We start from the raw sequence: 16,592 nt of genomic DNA on the forward strand, positions 1-16,592 counted from the left end.
CGTAGTGATTGATTGAGTTCAGCCGACGGCGTCCAGGACACCGCGGACAATGGTGGCTGCCGCACCGAGGTAGGCCAGCACGATCAGCAGGATCTGTGCGGCCCGAGCCGATACCCGCTTGGAGGCGAGGTCGCCCAGGACGAGCCCCAGCAGGCATGCGACGGCGACCGCCACCCACATGGTTGCCGGCAGGATGGGAAACGATTCCGGTGCAGTGACGGCCTTGGAGATGAGCGACAAGGAGCCGATGGTGAAGAAGTAGGGCTGCATGGTGGCGGCGAACGATTTGTGTTGCCACCGGGTTGCTATGGAGTACATGCTGACGGCCGGTCCTCCCACCCCGGCCGCGGTGTTCATGAAACCGCTGAGCCCCCCGGCAGCGAAGAGGTATCGGCGACGTGCGGGCAGGACAGCTGATTTCATGAACAGCAGGACTGTCAGTCCCACGGCTAGGATGACGCCGATGGAGATCTCCAGGACCGGGGGCGGCATGAACCGGATAAGGATGGCCGCGGGAATAATGCCCAGGAGGGCTGATGCGGCCAGCGCCAGGTACCGCTTCCAGTCGATATCCCGGACTACCCGGAAGATGATGGCGCCGGCCGTCACGGCGCCGCAGACGTTGACCAGCACCACGCCTTCCACCGGGCCCAGCAGCAGGACCAGGAAAGGGGCCGCCACGAGGGCGAATCCCATCCCGGTCACGCGCTGCATCCCGGCACCTATGACCACGGCACCCAGCACCAGTCCCGTGGTCAGCATTCAGGCCTTCCAGGCAACGTACTGGACCTCCTCGAATTCCTCGAGGCCCAGGCTCGATCCTTCCCGCCCAAGACCGGACTGTTTGGCCCCGCCCATGGGCGCAAAGGCCACAGAGGGGAGGGGATCGTTGACGCCGACTATGCCGGCTTCCAGTTGTTCGGGAATATCCCAGCCGCGCTTTGGACTGTTGGTCCAGACGTAGGCGGCGAGACCCATTTCGGTCGCGTTTGCCTTGCGGATGGCATCCTCCTCGGACGAGAAAGTCACCACCCCGGCCGCAGGTCCGAAGACTTCCTCGCTTACGAGCGGAGCGTCATCGGGAACATCAGCAAGGAGGGTGGGGGCCATGAAGGAACCCTGCCCGGGGACTTCGGTCCGCTCGGTGACCCGGCGGGCTCCGCGGCTGAGTGCATCATCCACCAGGGCCTGGACAGCTGTCACCCGTTCGGCGTCGATCACTGGACCAAGGTCCGGTACCGATGTGCCGCCGTCGGGAACCCCGTGCCCGATACTCATGGCATCAAACCGTGCGGCCAGTTTCCGGGTGAATTCGTCTGCCACACTGTCTTGGACCAGGAAGCGGTTGGCGGCTACGCAGGATTGGCCGGTGTTGCGGAGCCTGCCAAGCACTGCGCCCTCGACGGAGGCATCGAGGTCGGCGTCTTCGAAAACGATAAAGGGTGCATTGCCGCCAAGTTCGAGCAGCGGCCGCACCACCCGTTCTGAAGCGGAGGCCATGATCTGCCGTCCGACGCCGGTGGAGCCGGTGAAGCTGACCGCCCGAACGGCGGGGTGCTTGAGCAGGGCACCGGTCATTTCCCGGGAGGGTCCATGGACCAGGTTGACGACCCCGGCCGGGAACCCTGCGTCGTGCAGGATCTCGAACAGGCCGGTTGCTGCTAGAGGCGCCTTCTCGGACACACGGCCCACCACGGTACAGCCTGCTGCGAGCATGGCTGCGAGTTTTCGGGCCTGGATGGACACAGGGAAGTTCCACGGCGTAAGGCTCAGGGCGACGCCGATCGGTTTGCGCGAGCAGAGGTGGTGGCGTCCCCGAAGTTCAGGTGGGCTGACTGTGCCGGTGGTTCGCCGGGCTTCCTCCGCAAACCATCGGAGGTATTCCACGGAGAAGTCCACTTCGCCCTGCGCTTCCGGAAGCCGTTTACCGGCCTCCAATGCCAAGGTTGGGGCCAGTTCGTCACGGCGTTCGGCCAAGAGACAGGCAGCGTTGTGGAGCAGGTCGGCCCGGGTTCGGGCGGTGGTCCGGGACCAGCTGCCGAACGCTTCGGCTGCGGCATCGGCGGCCTGTGTGGCATCGTCCGCGCTGCCCCAGGCAACCTCGCCCACAGTGGAACCGTTTCCGGGATCCGTGACGTCTTTGGAGGTTCCGGCAGAGTGCCAGGTTCCATTGATCAGGTGATGTGCAAATTTCAGGTTCATATGTGGTGCCTTTCGGGTAATCAGCGTGGTCATCCCTTGCTGGCACCGGCAGTGATGCCTGCCACGAAGTAGCGCTGCAGGAAGATGTAGGCCAACACCACCGGCAGCGAAGCCAGGATGACTCCTGCAAACAGCAGCGGGTAGTTGGTCTGGAATTCGCCCTGGAAGCTCAGCAAAGCCAACGGCAGTGTGCGGTTTCCGGGGGACTGGATGAACAAAAGGGGATAGAGCAGTTCGTTCCAGTGGATGACGAAAAGGAAGATTGCTGCGGCCGCGATTGAGGGCGCGGACAGGGGCAGTGCGATCGAGGCGTAGGTCTTCCACGGCCCGGTTCCGTCGATGGAGGAGGCTTCGTAAAGTTCCTTGGGCAGCGTCCGCATGAAGCCGCCAAGGATGAATACGGCTATGGGCAGTGTTGAGACCACATTGGCCACGATCAGTCCCGCGAGGTTATCCAACAGTCCCAGCCGTCCGAAAAGTACGTAGAGCGGGACCATGTTGGCCTGGGCGGGAATGGCCATGCCCAGCACCAGGAAGCCGAAGATCGCCCAGGACACGAAGCCCCTGAGCCGTGACACGGCGTAACCGGCCAAGCTGGCAAGAAAGAGCGTGACTGGTACGGAGATGGCGGTGACGACGACGCTGTTCCAGAAGGACGAACCCAGGTCCTGGCCACCGATCACCTCGGCGTAGTTGCCGGGGGAGAGGGACTGTGGCAGGCTGAACGGACCTTCGAAAAGTTCCTGCGTGGACTTGAAGCTGCCGAAACCAACAACGGTCAGCGGAATGATGATGATGAGCGCGTAGATGCCGAGGATGGCGCGGCGGCTGATTGAAGCGAGCATGCTGTTATTCCCCCTTCGGGGTCAGCCGGAGCAACCGGCGTTGCAGCCAGGTGACCAGGGCGATCATCGCCATGAAGATGATCGACTGTGCGGCGGCGTAGCCGAACTCCGAGTTGGCAAAAGTGCTGTAGATGCGGGTGGAGAGGATGTCCAGGGAGCTCTTGGGCGGATTGCCTGCGATACCAAGGATCAGGTCGAAAGCCTTGAACGACTGCACGGTGGTGTAGGCCACCACAATGGACGTTGCCGGGGCCACGAAAGGCCAGGTGATGGATTTGAACTGCTGCCATTTGTTGGCACCGTCCATTTCCGCTGCTTCGTAGAGTTCGCGCGGTATGGACTGCAGCCCGGCGATGTACACCACCATCATTTGTCCGGCATGGAACCAGACCTGGGTCACGGCCACCCAGTAGAGCGCCTGGTTGTTGTCTCCGAGGTAGGACCCTTGGAGTCCTTCAAGCCCCACCGCACCCAGGGCCGAGTTGGCCAGGCCGAAGTTGGGATCGTAGATGAACTTCCAAATGAAGGCCACGGAGACGGAGGATAGGATAGTGGGGAAGAAGAACAAGGCGCGGAGCAGGATGCTGCCGCGGGAGTTCTTGGTGAGGAGCAGGCCGAGCAGAAGCGAGAAGGCTGTTTGGGCTATGACTACCAGCAACACGAACTTCAGGTTGTTGGTCAGCGCATTGGTGAACAACGAGTCCTTGGTGAACGCCCGGATGAAGTTGTCCACGCCCACGTAGTTGAATGCTGCCGAGAAGCCGTTCCAGTCGGTGACGGCGTACTGGAACGCCTGGAGGGTGGGCATCACCAGGAAGAAGGCGATGACCGCGACGGCGGGGAGCGGGAAAAGGTACAGCGCAGGATTTACGCGCGTAGGGGACCGGCGCTTCTTTGTGGCAGCTTCCGAGCTGCTGTCCGGTGCCTTTCGCTTCGCAGCCATTCCGGTGTGGGTGCTCATAACCGTTCGTCCACAATCTTCTGGGCAGCTTCGGCCGCCTGTTCAGGGCTGGTACCGGAGATTACCGCCGTCGCGCTTGCCTCCACGGCGTTGCGTACGTCCAGGTTCAGGAATTGGAAGCGGGCGGCCAGCGCCGTCTTCTTGTCCAGCCACGGGCTCAGCCGCTTGAGGTCCGCGTTGGTGTAGTCGACGTCCTTGACCGAGACGTGCTGGGCTGTCTGGTTGGCGTAGTACCCGGCGTTTTCCGGTTCGGACAGGAAATCGATCCAGGCTGCCGCCGTGGCCTGGTGCTTGCTGGCCGAATTGACGCCGAGGATGAACGTGGCGTTGTAGACACCCTCATACTTGGCGTTGCTGTCGGTTGAAGTATTGGGGAAAACCAACTCGATCGGGAACTTCGCGCCCAGGTTCCGGACCGCCGCCAGGTGGTAGGAACCCGTGGCCAGCATTGCGGCCTTGCCTTGGGAGAACAGGTTTTGTGCGGGCTCCACCGCGGTGCCCGTGGCGTTGGACTGCAGGAACAGTGCCAGGTCCTTGTACTGATTCAACATCCTGATGAACCAGTCGTCTGTGCACTTGAGCTTGCCCTGCTCGATTTGTGCGCACATGTCGTCCACTGGGGCGTTGTTGGCGATCATGCAGTTGAAGAGCTGGCCACCGTTTCCCACATCGCCGCCGGGCCACGAGATAGGCGTGACACCGGAGGACGCCAGCTTCTCGCACATGGCCAGGAAGGCATCCCAGTCCTTCGGGGCCAGCTCGGCGCCGGCTTTGTCGAAGAGGTCGGTGTTGGCCATCGGCATGGGGAACACCACCTGGTAGGGCAGGCCAAGTTGGCTGTCGCCGGACTGCCCGGCCGTGAGCAGGCCCTTCTGGTAGTTGCCAACGGCCTTGCTGTTCTTCAGCTCGGTGTAGATTCCGGCCTCACCGAAGTTCTTGAACTGTGCACCCCGGAAGGTCGCAAACGCGTCGCCGATGGCCGCGCCCCGGACCTTCTGCAAACCCTGGGCGTTGTAGTCGTTGGAGGTCGAGATGTCCTGGACAACCTCCACGCCGCTGTTCTTTGCAACGAAGCGCTTGATGAGCTCGTCAAACACTGCTTTGTCTTCGCCACGCCAGTGGGCGAAGGACACCTTGCCGGTGATGTCACCGGTGGCCGGAGCAGCCGGCCCGGTGGTGCCACCAGGGGTTGTGGACCCGCCGGGTCCTGCGCATGCCGCCGCAGTGGCACCGAGACCCAGGGCGCCGAGAACGGCCATGGCCTGCCTACGTGAAATCTGACTCACAATATTCTCCTCATTGAGTGTTGCTGTGCCTGGTTGGAATGGGGCGTTGTTTGGAGTGGGGCGCCTTCACGGCCGCCGGAAAGGATCAGGCGGTGGTGCGTTGTGCCGCTACCACCTCGTCCACTACTGCGCAGAGCCGCTGCAGTCGGCGGACGGCATCCGCGGACAGGGACTCTTCTACGTCAGTGGAGCCGATGCAGGATGCCCAAACGGCCCGTCCGGACAGGAACCCGCTGGCCCCTTCCAGGCACGCCCACCGAACGGCGTCAGGGAAGACGTCCTCAGGGACGCCGGAGGAAAGGACCACCCATGGGCCGTCGATGGCTTTGGTCAGTTCGGCGCACGCTGCTCGGACCTCTGCCTCAGGGGCCAGGCCCTTGAAGGGGACCTCGGCCTTGTAAAGGTCTGCGCCCAAGCTGCCGAGTTCCTTGGCTGCGGCCAGGATGCCGGCATTCCAGTCGAAGTCGCCTCCTGAAAGAGGCTTGCGGGAGACGGGTTCGATGATGCTGATGAGCCCGGCGGACTTGCAGCTCTCAACGAACTCACGGACCATTGCCACCCGACCCTCGGCGGGTTCGTCCGGACGGTAGAGCACCAGGAGCTTGAGGGCCTTGGCTCCCAGCGCCGCGTACTTGGCGGGATCCACCAGCTTGTCGATGGTCACTTCGCCCACCAGCTCGCCGTGGGCAGACTCGAAGTGGTCTGCTGAGGCGATGAGCCCGCAGCCGGGCGCGACGACGTTCGCTTCAATGGCCTGGTCCAGTGCGAACTGGCGGTCGATGAGAACACCGGACGCGTAAGGAGTGAGGATCCGGGCCGCCGCGAGCTTGAAGTCACGGAGGTCCTCGTCGGTGACGGGCTGGTCAGTGTGCTCGGCGAACATGTTCCGCATGGCTTCGCGCTGATCGACTGCGAGCATGGCGAACGCACCTGAAGGACGCTGGAGGGGAGAAAGATCGGTGGTGGTCATCGGCTGCTTCTTTCAGCTAGGCAGTGGGATTGATGGTCAAAACGGGGGTGATGGCCTGGCGGGGAATCATGGAGCGTCCGTCCAGACCTGCACAGGCGGCCGTGGCTGTGCGGCCTGCGAAGGCTGCTGCCTCCGCCAGGGGGAGTCCGGCCGCGACGGCGGCCAGGATAGCGCCGTGGTAGACGTCGCCGGCACCGAGCGTCGATACGATTTCTGCCGATGTTGCCGGTATGTGGAAGGGAACGCCGTCCCGCTCCAGGCCCCAGGCTCCCTCGGAACCTGCCGTGGCCACCACGGCGGCGGCACCGGCGTCGACGGCTTTTTGCACAAGTGTCTCAGATGGCAGGTGGTCACCGTATTCGACCCGCAAGCGCTCGATCGTGGGCACGTACAGCGCCACACCTTCGGGACTGAAGGATGGGATGGGGTTGCCGGCATCCACGCTGATCCGAACGCCCTGCAAATTCATCACGGCATTCCATCCCAAGTGGTCCACATGGACCCAATCCGCATTGCGCACCAGCTCATGGAATCGGCTGCCTGCGGGAAAGCGGACGGGAGGCACAGGCCGGGTGACGATCGCCCGGCTTTCGGTTGACTTACTGACCACGATCACGCTTGCGCCAGTCTTCACCGCAGGGTTGCGGATGACAGCCGAGGTGTCCACTCCTTCCGCTTCGAGGCCGCTGATGATCCGGTCGCCTTCCTCGTCCTCGCCTACGACGCCGGCAAAAGCCGCCTTTGCACCGGCGCGGGCTGCCGCGACTGCCGCCGTGGCGGCCGGTCCGCCGCCTGCAGTAGCAAAATCTGCGGCCACTGTGCGGCTGTCGGCACCGGGGTATTCCTGCACGAGGGCGATGGAGTCCAAAGTGGCACACCCGACGAAGAGAAGGGTTCCGGATGACAGTTGGGGCACGATCCACCTCGTTGTAGTTGGGCTGGTTTGAAAAAATATACACACGCTATGTGTGAAAAACAACACATTCTGTATAGTGATGTTTGGGATGCAACGTCGATCCCCCACTCAACGCAGAGAAACGGAGCAGCTCATGGCATTGCCCTCTGAGGAAACAGCCCAGACCATTCGCTACGGCCTCATCGGCGCCGGCCACATGGCCCGCGAACATGTGCGAAACCTTGCTTTGATCCCAGGAAGCCGCATCACAGCGGTCTCCGATCCCACGCCCTCCTCCCTCGAGGAGACCTCTCGCGAAATTGGCTATGAGGTGAAGACGTTCTCCTCGCACCAGGACCTGCTGGCATCGGGGCTGGTGGACGCCCTCGTGATTGCGAGCCCGAACGATACGCACTTGGGAATCCTGAAGGACATCTTCGCCAGCGGCACCAACCTACCGGTCCTCGTGGAGAAGCCGGTGTGCACCAGTGCAGCGCAGGCTGACGAACTGGAAGTGCTGGCCGCCTCGTACCCGGCCCCCGTATGGGTTGCCATGGAGTACCGCTACATGCCGCCCGTGCAGGAAATCATCCAGGCCGCGCATGGTGGCAAGCTCGGCAACATCCACATGCTCTCTATCGTGGAACACCGCTTCCCGTTCCTGCACAAGGTGGACGCCTGGAACCGGTTCGCCGAGCGCACCGGCGGCACCCTGGTGGAAAAGTGCTGCCACTTCTTCGACCTGATGCGCCTGATCCTGCAGGACGAGCCCACCCGCGTCTACGCCAGTGGCGGGCACGATGTCAACCACCTGGACGAGTCCTACGACGGTCGAACACCGGACATGGTGGACAACGCCTATGTGATCGTCGATTTCAGGGGCGGCCGCCGGGCCATGCTGGAGTTGTCCATGTTCGCCGAGGGATCCAAATTCCAGGAACGAATTTCGATTGTGGGGGACGCTGCCAAGATCGAGACCCTCATCCCGGTTGCCGCCAACCACTGGATCGAAGGCGACGAAACTGAAGCCACCGTCGAGTTCAGTCCGCGCTCGCCGCTGGGTCCGGAAAAGCACGACGTTCCGGTGGACGAGGCAGTCCTTGCCGCGGGGGCCCATCACGGGTCCACCTACTACGAGCACCTCGGCTACCGGAAGGCCATACTGGGCGAGGGGCCCGTGGATGTCACGGTTGCGGACGGCCTGCAATCCGTCAGGATGGGCCTTGCGGCCGAGCAGTCCATTGTGGAAGGACGCGCCATTGAACTGCACGCACCAATGGTTGTCGCCCGGAAGTAAGTAGGATTGTGTTGGAATTACAACACTTTGCGACACCCTAAAATGTCCAAGGGCACGAGAGGAAAGGCGAAGCCATGAGCATCGCACGGGAAGAGGCGCCGCTGACGCCGCGTCAGCGCACCATTCTGGACGAGCTCGGCCGGCGAGGATTCCTTTCGACCGCGGATTTGGCGGGAACCTTCGACGTCTCTGACATGACAGTCCGCCGCGACACCCGGGCGCTGTCCAAGCTGGGACTGGTCAAGGTGGTCCATGGTGGAGTAAGTGCCGTTGAAGGGCATGGACAAAACGCTGACTTCGCGGCGCGTGCCCGCGAGGATGCCGAGGCGAAGCAGCGTGTTGCCAAGGCTTGCGTGGACATGGTGGCCGAACGGGACGCCATCATCCTTGACGCAGGAACCACGACGTACCAGATCGCGCAGGAACTGCCGGCTTCCTTCATGGGCACGATCATTACCCATTCGGCGCCAGCCATCCAGAGGTGCCTGCAATTGACGTCCGCACGGACCATTTGCCTGGGCGGCGAACTCTTGCTGGACAGCCAGGCGTTCAACGGTCCCATGACCGTCAGTGCCGCCCAAGGTCTTCGTGCCAAGACCGCCTTCATCGGAGTCAGCGGAATCCATGATGAAGCGTTCTACATTGAACGTGATGTTGAACGAGCCACGAAGCTCGCCCTCATGGCATCGGCTGAGCAGGTGGTAGTGGTGGCCACGCACCAGAAAATGCTGCGGTATGCGCTGGCCAAGCTGGCGGTATTTGACGCAGTCGATGTTCTGGTGACGGATGCGCCGCCGCCGAAGGAAATTACGGCCGCGTTGAAAGCAGCCGACGTGAAACTCATCGTGGCGGCTTGACCGCATCGCTGCGGCCCTGCCACCCGGAGCCATAGGCTCCTGACCTGCCCTGCCGATTAACCGGCGTCGGGCTCCCTTTTGTACGGATTGACGACGGCGGACCTGCCGTGGCATGGCGCATAGCCAAATGTGGCCCTGCAATAAATTCCAAATGTCTGAATTCAAACTGACTCTGGTGGAATTCCACCATCGGGAGTTAAGATCACTAAAGGCCCCTCCGGCGGCCCCCATCATCATTGAGGAGATGCACATGACGTGGCTGAACAGCGCCGCTCACGCACGTTGGCTCGAAGCAGAAACGGACCGGCTCATCAACTTCGCGGCCGGTTCAAAGGTCGCCACAGGATTCGGTTGGCTCGACAACTACGGCAAGGTGGACCCGGGCAAGCCGACCCACCTGTGGATCACTGCGCGAATGGTCCACAGTTTCGCGGTGGCAGCGTTGATGGGACGGCCCGGTGCGGCATCCATGGTGGACCACGGCATAGCGGCGCTCAACGGAGTCTTCCGTGACAGTGAGCATGGCGGGTGGTACGCCGAAGTGGACGAGAACGGGCCCGTGAACGACGCAAAGTCCGGGTACCAGCATTCCTTCGTGCTCCTGGCGGCAGCCAGCGCCGTCGCGGCCCGCCGGCCAGGCGCGCAGGAGCTGCTCGAGGAAGCCTTGCACATAGCCGACTCTAAATTTTGGGACCACGAAGCCAACATGTGCTTTGACTCCTGGAACCGCGACTTCACAGAAACCGAGGCATACAGAGGCGGGAACGCCAGCATGCACTCCGTGGAGGCCTACCTCATCGTCGCTGACGTCACCGGCGAGAACCGCTGGATCGAACGCGCCCTCCACATCGCCGAAGTGCTCATTCATCACTTCGCCCGCAACAACAACTACCGCGTTTTCGAGCACTTCGACCCGGAATGGAATCCGATTCCGGAGTACAACACGGACGACCGCGCAAGCCAGTTCCGTGCCTACGGCGGAACGCCTGGACACTGGGTCGAATGGGCGCGCTTGCTCTTGCACCTCCGCGCCGGACTCGAGGCCCGGGGCATGGAGGCACCTTCCTGGCTGACGGACGACGCACGAGGTCTGTTCGACGCAGCCATCCGCGATGCCTGGGAGCCGGATGGCCATCCCGGATTTGTCTACTCCGTGGACTGGGACGGGAAGCCCGTTGTCACGTCCCGCATTCGTTGGGTGCCGGTGGAAGCGATTGGCGGTGCGGCTGCGCTGTACATGGCCACTGGAGACCAGAGCTACGCGGATTGGTACGAGCGGATTTGGGACCACGCCCGCGATTGGTTCATCGACTACGAGCATGGCTCCTGGAAGCAGGAGCTGGACGCGCACGGCAACGTGGCCTCAACTGTGTGGTCAGGCAAGGCCGATATCTACCACTTGTGGCACTGCCTCGTTGTTCCTCGGCTCCCGCTGGCGCCCGGTCTGGCTCCGGCACTCGCAGCCGGTTTGCTGGACTCGCGCCTCCACTAAGCTGCTGCGTCAACCCCGGGCACTTGACATCAATACGGGGAAGGCGGACCGGGGGATCATTTTGACTTTCCCCTGCTATGGGACGACCTGCGTGGTAGGGCCGGGGTGCCAGGATTTTCCTGGTACCCCGGCGGTCTTTGGTCATGGTGAGGGCCACGGGGCAGGCCTTCTAGCGTCATCGGGAGCCCGGGACCACAACCGACCCAGCTGCGCCTATAGTCTGTCCTGAGACCCCTGATCCAGTGGCCAGGGCCAACCGAACGGAGCGCGAGCAGTGCTGTTTGACCCCTTGGAGCGGCAAATCGTTGCGGCCCTGCAGCTGGATCCGCGCTGCCCGTGGCGCAAGATGGCAGCTGTCCTGGGGGAGGCCGAGCGGACTGTTGCCCGTCGCGGTGCCCAGCTCCTTGAGTCCGGCGCCGTGGCGGTGGTCGGGGTGAGGCCGCGCCCGGCCGCGGTGCTCGTGGAAATGCGCTGCAACCCGGGAACGGTCCGTGCCGCGGCCCAGGCTTTGGCGCAGCGCCACGACACGACGTTCGTCTACACCACCACCGGCACGGGGGACTGCGTGGCGGAGATCCTCACCGATCCGAACCGAATGGGCGACGTGCTGTCCGACGAACTTCCCTCCATCATCGGCTTGCGGGATTCCACGAGCTACCCCGTCCTGCGGTACTTCCGTACGATCCGCGGTTGGCGCCCGGAGGTCCTTAGCGCGGAGCGGGCAGAAGCGCTCCGTTCGGTCCTGACCCAGGACGCCGGCATCCTGGAAGCCCAGCAGCAACTGAACCGCCAGGATACCGAACTGGTCGATGCCCTGTGTGTGGACGGCCGGATGAGCTTCGAGGCCCTGGGCCGGCGGGTGGGGGTGTCCGAGGCGACTGCCCGACGCCGCAGTGAATGGCTTCTGTCCAACAACCAGGTCCAGTTGAGGGCAGTGGTTGAACCGGCTGCCTTTGGGCTGGCCGTCGAGGCGTTGTTGTGGATCCGGGCCTCGCCGCAGCACGTGGAGCAGCTCGGAAAAAGCCTGGCCGAGCTGCCCACGGTCCGTTATGCCGCGGCCATCGCCGGTGATTACCAGATCGTTGCGGACGTCACCGTGGGGGACATGTCAGCCCTGTACCGCTTCATTACCGCCTCGGATTGGGCACAGTTCGCTGCCGGGGTGGACGTGTCCATCCTCCTCGATGCCCGCAAGCGCGGCGGGCGGATCACGCGGTCGTAAGTGCCGCCGTCGTGGTGGAACCGGTAGCGTCAACAGCAGGTTCGACGGCGGCGTACCCCGTCTGCTGCTCGAACGCCCGGCCCCAGCGAAGCAGCTGCATGTCCGAGTAGTGGTTGCCGGCCAACTGCAGTCCGATCGGCAGTCCGGCGGAGCTGAATCCGGCGGGAACGCTCAGCACGGGAAGGCCGGTGGCAGAAAGGACGCAGGCCGAACGCATCCAGTCGAGGTAGGTCTCCGACTCCACCCCTGCCACCGAGGCCGGGTACCGCAGGGCGGCATCGAACGGCAGTACCTGTGCACAGGGGCTCGCGAACATGTCATAGCGTCCAAAGAACTCCTGCACACCGAGCTCCAGCCGGGTCCTGGCAGCGGCTGTTTCAATCAGGTCCTTGGCCGTCAATGCCAGGCCCTTGTTCACGTTCCAGTGGACTTCGGGCTTGATGACGTCCCCGGCACGCTCCAGGATCGGGCCCAGCCCGGCGGCGAAATCCATGGCCCGGGTGTTCCCGAAGACGAGGTCTGCCTCACTGAAATCCGGTGAGGCTTCTTCCACGATCGCCCCAAGGTCCGCAAATACCGCCAGTTGCCGTTCCAGATGTTCCAGGATTTCGGGTTCCACGGGAATACCGATCCCAAAATCCCGGGACCAGCCAATCCGCACGCCACGCATGTCCGTGTCCAATGAGGACCGGAAAACCTCGGGGTCCAGGGCTGCGGGGTGCGGAACCCTGGCATCCGGCCCTGCGGTGACGGACATGAACAGCGCGATGTCCTCCACTGTGCGCGCCATCGGCCCGGTCCGGCCCAGCCACGCGTAGGCGTTGACGTCGGACGGCATGGGGATGACCGCCGTCGACGGCCTGAAGCCCACCACGTTGCAGAAGGAGGCCGGGATGCGGAGGCTGCCGCCCATGTCGCTGCCGTCGCCGATGCTTTGGATGCGGGAAGCAACGACGGCGGCAACCCCGCCGCTGCTGCCGCCGGCGCTCAACGTGGGCGCATAGGGGTTGGTGGTGGTTCCGAAGAGGTCGTTGAAAGTGTGCGAACCGGCGCCAAACTCGGGGACGTTGGACTTGCCCGTGGTCACCACGCCGGCTGACTTCAGGCGCGCAATGATGAGGTCGTCCGTGCCGGGCACGAAGTCCCGCAGGGCCAGGGACCCCTGCGTGGTACGCATACCTGCGGTGTTGTTGGTGTCCTTGTGGGTCATGGGCAGTCCGTGCAGCGGGGGCAGGTCCGCTCCGGAGGCAGTCAGTTGGTCTGCATGGTGCGCCAACGCCTGGGCACCTTCCGGATCCAGCGTCACCACGGCGTTGATGACCGGGTTGACTTCCGCGACGCGGTCCAGATGGGCGGCCAGGGCCTCCCGCGCTGAAATCCGCTTCGCGCGGATGGCGGCGGTGAGTTCGACGGCGGACAGCCCGCCAATGGTGTCAGGCATGGTGCTCCTTTGCTGGGTGTACTGCGTGAAAGTGTGCCCGGTCACACAACACGGGTGGAAGCATGCGGCCGGGCAAAGCCGCAGTTTGACTGATTCGGCCACGGAGCTGGCTGATTCCGTCAACCGTTGTTTGTGATCAGGCTCATAGTCAAAGCTGTTCTCAACCCGATGGCCGATTCGGTCCTCGGGCAGGATTCCCCAGACGCATGCCGTGCTGTTCAGCACACGCCGTACAACGAGGTTCGAAAAAATGCCTGCTTCTGGGCTTCACCGGGAGGTTCCCATGCACCAACCCTTCGCACCACAGCCGCTCGCTGCCGACTCCGCCGATATCCTGGCCATCGCCAACAATCCTGTCCTCTGGATCTGCGTGGCCGGCGTCTTCGGCGTCATCATCATCCAATCCGTCATCTTCATGAAAGCGGCCCGCAAAGCCGCCCCTTCCGTGGACATGAGCACCCAGGACATCAGGACGTCGTTCCGCTCCGGTGCCGTGTCCGCGATCGGACCCTCCCTGGCGGTCTCCCTGGTGGCGATCGCCCTCCTGGGCCTCTTCGGAGCCCCGGCAGTGCTCTCCCGCATCGGCTTGATCGGCTCCGCGGCGTACGACGTTTCCGCCGCGGGCATCGCAGCCGGTTCGATGGGCGCCAAGCTCGGCGACGCGAGCTACACCCAGAGCGTTTTCGCGGTGGCGTTCTTCGCGATGAGCATCGGCGGTGCCATGTGGATGCTGGCCACGTTGATCCTTACCCCAATCCTGCGCAAGGGCGACGCCAAGATCCGGTCCGTGAACCCCGCAGCCATGGCCATCGTTCCCGCCGCTGCGTTGATCGGTGCTTTTTCCTGCCTCGGCCTCACTGAGCTGCCCAAGTCCACCATCCACGTCCTGTCCTTCGCAGTCTCAGCAGCCGTCATGGGCCTGTGCCTTTTCCTGGCCAGGAAGCTCGGCAAAAGCTGGCTGCGTGAGTGGGGCCTGGGCTTCTCGATCGTGATCGGCCTGGGTGCTGCCTTTGCCGCCGCCGGTCCTGCCGTGGGCGCCTAAGGCAACCAGCCGCCGTCGTCCTTCACTCGAGAAAACCCAGGCACTGAAAGGAACACCTCCCATGTCTTCCCTGACTTCCACACCCGCAACAACAACCGGCACGGCGATGGCCGACTTCAACCGGACCACCTCCCGCTGGGGACAAATCACCATGATCGGCGGACTGCTGGTCTCCGTGGCAGGACCGCTGTACCTGGTCTTCGGCACCGGGCTGGACATTGGCCCCGCCCAGTTGTGGATCGCCTTCGCCGCAGTGGCGGCCACCTTCGGCATCATCTGGATCGTCGAACCCCTGACGTACTACCCGATCCTGGGGCCGGCGGCCATGTACCAGGCGTTCATGATCGGCAACATCTCCAACAAGCTCCTTCCGGCGGCATTGATCGCCCAAACCAACATCGGTGCAAAGCCAGGCAGCAAGCGGGCCGAACTCGCCGCCGTCGTTGCCATCTGCGGTGCCGCCGTGGTGCACCTGGTCTCGCTGGCGATCTTCGTGGGACTGCTGGGCAGCTGGCTGATCAGCGTTATTCCGCCGTCAGTCCTGACGGTCACCCGCCTGTATGTCCTGCCCACGGTCCTGGGTGCGGTCCTGGTGCAGGCGATCGTGTCCATGAAGCAGCCGCGCACCACCGTATTCGCCCTGCTCGTATCCGCCGTCGTGGTGTTCGTGGTCCTGCCGCTGGTGCCATCGCTCGCCATGGTGTCCACGGCCATCGCGGTTCTCGGCACCATCCTGCTGGCGTGGTTCTTCCGCGGCAAGCAGGTCAGCGAGGCCAAGCCGATCCACATCGAGTAGAGCGCCGCCCCGATCAGACCCCGCACGCACCGGAAGGAAAACCACATGACCAGCACAGCAACCGCTCTCCACCTGGACGCAGTCCAGACCCAGGCCCTTCACGCCCTGTATCGACGGCTCCATGCGCATCCGGAGCTTTCCATGCAGGAACATGCCACGGCAGCTCTGATCGAAGAGCAACTGGACCGGCTCGGCATCGACCACTTCCGCTGCGGCGGCACAGGCGTAGTGGGCATCCTGCGCAACGGCGAGGGGCCGGTGGTCGCTTTCCGGGCAGACACGGACGGGCTGCCCATCGAAGAAGCCACGGGTCTGGACTACGCCAGCACGGACACCGGTGTGCTGGACGGAGCTGCCGTTCCGGTGATGCACGGCTGCGGCCACGACACCCACGTAGCGAGCCTGTTGGGTGCAGCGGAAGTCCTGGCCGGAAACCCGGACGCCTGGTCCGGGACGTTGGTGCTGGTCTTCCAACCTGGCGAAGAGACCGCAGCAGGTGCCTTGGCCATGCTGGAGGACGGGCTGTGGGACAAGGCTCCGCGCCCGGAGGTGGTGTTCGGGCAGCACGTCATGCCCCGGCCCGTGGGGACCATCTCCATCTCCAGCGGCCCGGTTGCTGCCATGGCTGATTCGCTGCGCGTGACCGTGCGCGGCCAACAGTCCCACGGATCCCAGCCGCAGGATTCCATCGATCCGATCGTCATGGCCGCACACATGGTCACCCGGCTTCAGACGATCGTGTCCCGGGAAGTGGATCCGCGGAAGTCCGCCGTCGTCACCGTGGGCACCTTCCACGCGGGCCTCAAGGAGAACATCATCCCTGCGGCGGCCGAGTTCACGCTCAACATCCGCACCTTCGACCAAGACGTGCGCGGGCAGGTCCTGTCCGCAGTCCGCCGGATCATCGAGGCAGAGGCAACCGCCTCGGGCGCGCCCTCGCCGGACATCGAGGAGCTGTACCGCTTCCCTCAGTGCTACAACGATCCCGACGCCGTCCCTGCGGTTCTCGACGCACTGCGCCTCGAGCTCGGGGACGGCTCGGTCGAGGTGACGCCGCCCATGATGGGCAGCGAGGACTTCGGGCACCTGGGGACAGCCATCGGCGTGCCGTCCGTGTTCTGGATGTTCGGCGGTACACCCGCCTCGGCCTTCGATGGGCCGGGACCGGTTCCCGTCAACCATTCGCCGTTCTTTGCCCCGGAGCTGGAAGGCTCCCTGGCCGGCGGAGTCTCTGCCGCAGTCGCTGTCCTACTGTCCCGCCTGGGCAACTGAACATCAAGGATTCC

15 protein-coding genes are annotated in these 16,592 nt (G+C 63.8%); 7 read left to right on the forward strand and 8 right to left on the reverse strand.

The features are described from left to right. Positions 1 to 18 precede the first annotated feature (18 nt). The 7 genes from ACPFL9_RS04280 to ACPFL9_RS04310 all read right to left on the reverse strand — a co-directional run bounded on the left by ACPFL9_RS04280 (position 19) and on the right by ACPFL9_RS04310 (position 7,180). On the reverse strand, positions 19 to 762 hold the full coding sequence (locus ACPFL9_RS04280; protein WP_426006041.1) for a sulfite exporter TauE/SafE family protein: 744 nt from the start codon (positions 760 to 762) through the stop codon (positions 19 to 21). Next, the gene (locus ACPFL9_RS04285; RefSeq protein ID WP_426006042.1) at positions 763 to 2,202 is read right to left on the reverse strand and encodes an NAD-dependent succinate-semialdehyde dehydrogenase; all 1,440 of its coding nucleotides are present in this window, start codon (positions 2,200 to 2,202) and stop codon (positions 763 to 765) included. Between the two features lie 29 nt (positions 2,203 to 2,231). Next, complete coding sequence (locus ACPFL9_RS04290; RefSeq protein ID WP_426006043.1) at positions 2,232 to 3,047, reverse strand: carbohydrate ABC transporter permease; 816 nt, start codon at positions 3,045 to 3,047, stop codon at positions 2,232 to 2,234. Positions 3,048 to 3,051: 4 nt separating this feature from the next. Further along, positions 3,052 to 4,008: a carbohydrate ABC transporter permease gene (locus tag ACPFL9_RS04295; protein WP_426006044.1), complete on the reverse strand. Its 957-nt coding sequence runs from the start codon at positions 4,006 to 4,008 to the stop codon at positions 3,052 to 3,054. Next, positions 4,005 to 5,294 carry an ABC transporter substrate-binding protein gene (locus tag ACPFL9_RS04300; protein ID WP_426006045.1) on the reverse strand — a complete coding sequence of 430 codons (1,290 nt, stop codon included), beginning with the start codon at positions 5,292 to 5,294 and terminating at the stop codon, positions 4,005 to 4,007. Before ACPFL9_RS04300 ends, ACPFL9_RS04295 begins: the two co-directional genes overlap by 4 nt. An 85-nt stretch (positions 5,295 to 5,379) precedes the next feature. Next, positions 5,380 to 6,264 carry an aldolase gene (locus ACPFL9_RS04305; RefSeq protein WP_426006046.1) on the reverse strand — a complete coding sequence of 295 codons (885 nt, stop codon included), beginning with the start codon at positions 6,262 to 6,264 and terminating at the stop codon, positions 5,380 to 5,382. A 16-nt stretch (positions 6,265 to 6,280) separates the two neighbouring features. Next, positions 6,281 to 7,180: a PfkB family carbohydrate kinase gene (locus ACPFL9_RS04310; RefSeq protein WP_426006047.1), complete on the reverse strand. Its 900-nt coding sequence runs from the start codon at positions 7,178 to 7,180 to the stop codon at positions 6,281 to 6,283. Between the two features lie 133 nt (positions 7,181 to 7,313). Here ACPFL9_RS04310 and ACPFL9_RS04315 point away from each other — a divergent pair, with 133 nt between their 5' ends. From ACPFL9_RS04315 to ACPFL9_RS04330, 4 genes are all read left to right on the forward strand, one after another. Beyond that, a complete protein-coding gene (locus ACPFL9_RS04315; RefSeq protein WP_426006048.1) occupies positions 7,314 to 8,456 on the forward strand; it encodes a Gfo/Idh/MocA family protein in 1,143 nt (380 codons plus the stop codon). A gap of 74 nt (positions 8,457 to 8,530) precedes the next feature. Continuing rightward, positions 8,531 to 9,313: a DeoR/GlpR family DNA-binding transcription regulator gene (locus ACPFL9_RS04320; RefSeq protein WP_426006049.1), complete on the forward strand. Its 783-nt coding sequence runs from the start codon at positions 8,531 to 8,533 to the stop codon at positions 9,311 to 9,313. Positions 9,314 to 9,563: 250 nt separating this feature from the next. Beyond that, positions 9,564 to 10,805 (forward strand): AGE family epimerase/isomerase, encoded by a 1,242-nt coding sequence (locus ACPFL9_RS04325; RefSeq protein ID WP_426006050.1) that lies wholly within the window; start codon positions 9,564 to 9,566, stop codon positions 10,803 to 10,805. Between the two features lie 274 nt (positions 10,806 to 11,079). Beyond that, positions 11,080 to 12,027, forward strand: a complete 948-nt coding sequence (locus tag ACPFL9_RS04330) for an AsnC family transcriptional regulator (protein WP_426006051.1) — start codon at positions 11,080 to 11,082, stop codon at positions 12,025 to 12,027. On the opposite strand, the gene ACPFL9_RS04335 is transcribed toward ACPFL9_RS04330, so the two are convergent. Further along, the gene (locus tag ACPFL9_RS04335; protein ID WP_426006052.1) at positions 12,014 to 13,468 is read right to left on the reverse strand and encodes an amidase; all 1,455 of its coding nucleotides are present in this window, start codon (positions 13,466 to 13,468) and stop codon (positions 12,014 to 12,016) included. The genes ACPFL9_RS04330 and ACPFL9_RS04335 overlap by 14 nt on opposite strands. A gap of 283 nt (positions 13,469 to 13,751) precedes the next feature. Here ACPFL9_RS04335 and ACPFL9_RS04340 point away from each other — a divergent pair, with 283 nt between their 5' ends. The 3 genes from ACPFL9_RS04340 (at position 13,752) to ACPFL9_RS04350 (ending at position 16,578) form a co-directional block, all read left to right on the forward strand. Further along, positions 13,752 to 14,510 (forward strand): DUF5058 family protein, encoded by a 759-nt coding sequence (locus ACPFL9_RS04340; protein ID WP_426006053.1) that lies wholly within the window; start codon positions 13,752 to 13,754, stop codon positions 14,508 to 14,510. Between the two features lie 61 nt (positions 14,511 to 14,571). Further along, positions 14,572 to 15,306, forward strand: coding sequence for a hypothetical protein (locus ACPFL9_RS04345; protein ID WP_426006054.1), 735 nt, complete (start codon positions 14,572 to 14,574; stop codon positions 15,304 to 15,306). Between the two features lie 45 nt (positions 15,307 to 15,351). After that, complete coding sequence (locus tag ACPFL9_RS04350) at positions 15,352 to 16,578, forward strand: amidohydrolase (RefSeq protein ID WP_426006055.1); 1,227 nt, start codon at positions 15,352 to 15,354, stop codon at positions 16,576 to 16,578. The last annotated feature ends 14 nt before the right edge of the window (positions 16,579 to 16,592 follow it).

This window comes from Paenarthrobacter sp. NyZ202, from assembly GCF_049860755.1.
Taxonomy (GTDB): domain Bacteria; phylum Actinomycetota; class Actinomycetes; order Actinomycetales; family Micrococcaceae; genus Arthrobacter.

What these genes read in the sequence shown, in the direction of transcription:
- ACPFL9_RS04290 (WP_426006043.1), bottom strand. Translation starts at nt 3,047, where the DNA reads ATGCTCGCTTCAATCAGCCGCCGCGCCATCCTCGGCATCTACGCGCTC.
- ACPFL9_RS04325 (WP_426006050.1), top strand. Translation starts at nt 9,564, where the DNA reads ATGACGTGGCTGAACAGCGCCGCTCACGCACGTTGGCTCGAAGCAGAA.
- ACPFL9_RS04345 (WP_426006054.1), top strand. Translation starts at nt 14,572, where the DNA reads ATGTCTTCCCTGACTTCCACACCCGCAACAACAACCGGCACGGCGATG.
- ACPFL9_RS04315 (WP_426006048.1), top strand. Translation starts at nt 7,314, where the DNA reads ATGGCATTGCCCTCTGAGGAAACAGCCCAGACCATTCGCTACGGCCTC.
- ACPFL9_RS04280 (WP_426006041.1), bottom strand. Translation starts at nt 762, where the DNA reads ATGCTGACCACGGGACTGGTGCTGGGTGCCGTGGTCATAGGTGCCGGG.
- ACPFL9_RS04350 (WP_426006055.1), top strand. Translation starts at nt 15,352, where the DNA reads ATGACCAGCACAGCAACCGCTCTCCACCTGGACGCAGTCCAGACCCAG.
- ACPFL9_RS04340 (WP_426006053.1), top strand. Translation starts at nt 13,752, where the DNA reads ATGCACCAACCCTTCGCACCACAGCCGCTCGCTGCCGACTCCGCCGAT.
- ACPFL9_RS04305 (WP_426006046.1), bottom strand. Translation starts at nt 6,264, where the DNA reads ATGACCACCACCGATCTTTCTCCCCTCCAGCGTCCTTCAGGTGCGTTC.
- ACPFL9_RS04295 (WP_426006044.1), bottom strand. Translation starts at nt 4,008, where the DNA reads ATGAGCACCCACACCGGAATGGCTGCGAAGCGAAAGGCACCGGACAGC.
- ACPFL9_RS04285 (WP_426006042.1), bottom strand. Translation starts at nt 2,202, where the DNA reads ATGAACCTGAAATTTGCACATCACCTGATCAATGGAACCTGGCACTCT.
- ACPFL9_RS04335 (WP_426006052.1), bottom strand. Translation starts at nt 13,468, where the DNA reads ATGCCTGACACCATTGGCGGGCTGTCCGCCGTCGAACTCACCGCCGCC.
- ACPFL9_RS04320 (WP_426006049.1), top strand. Translation starts at nt 8,531, where the DNA reads ATGAGCATCGCACGGGAAGAGGCGCCGCTGACGCCGCGTCAGCGCACC.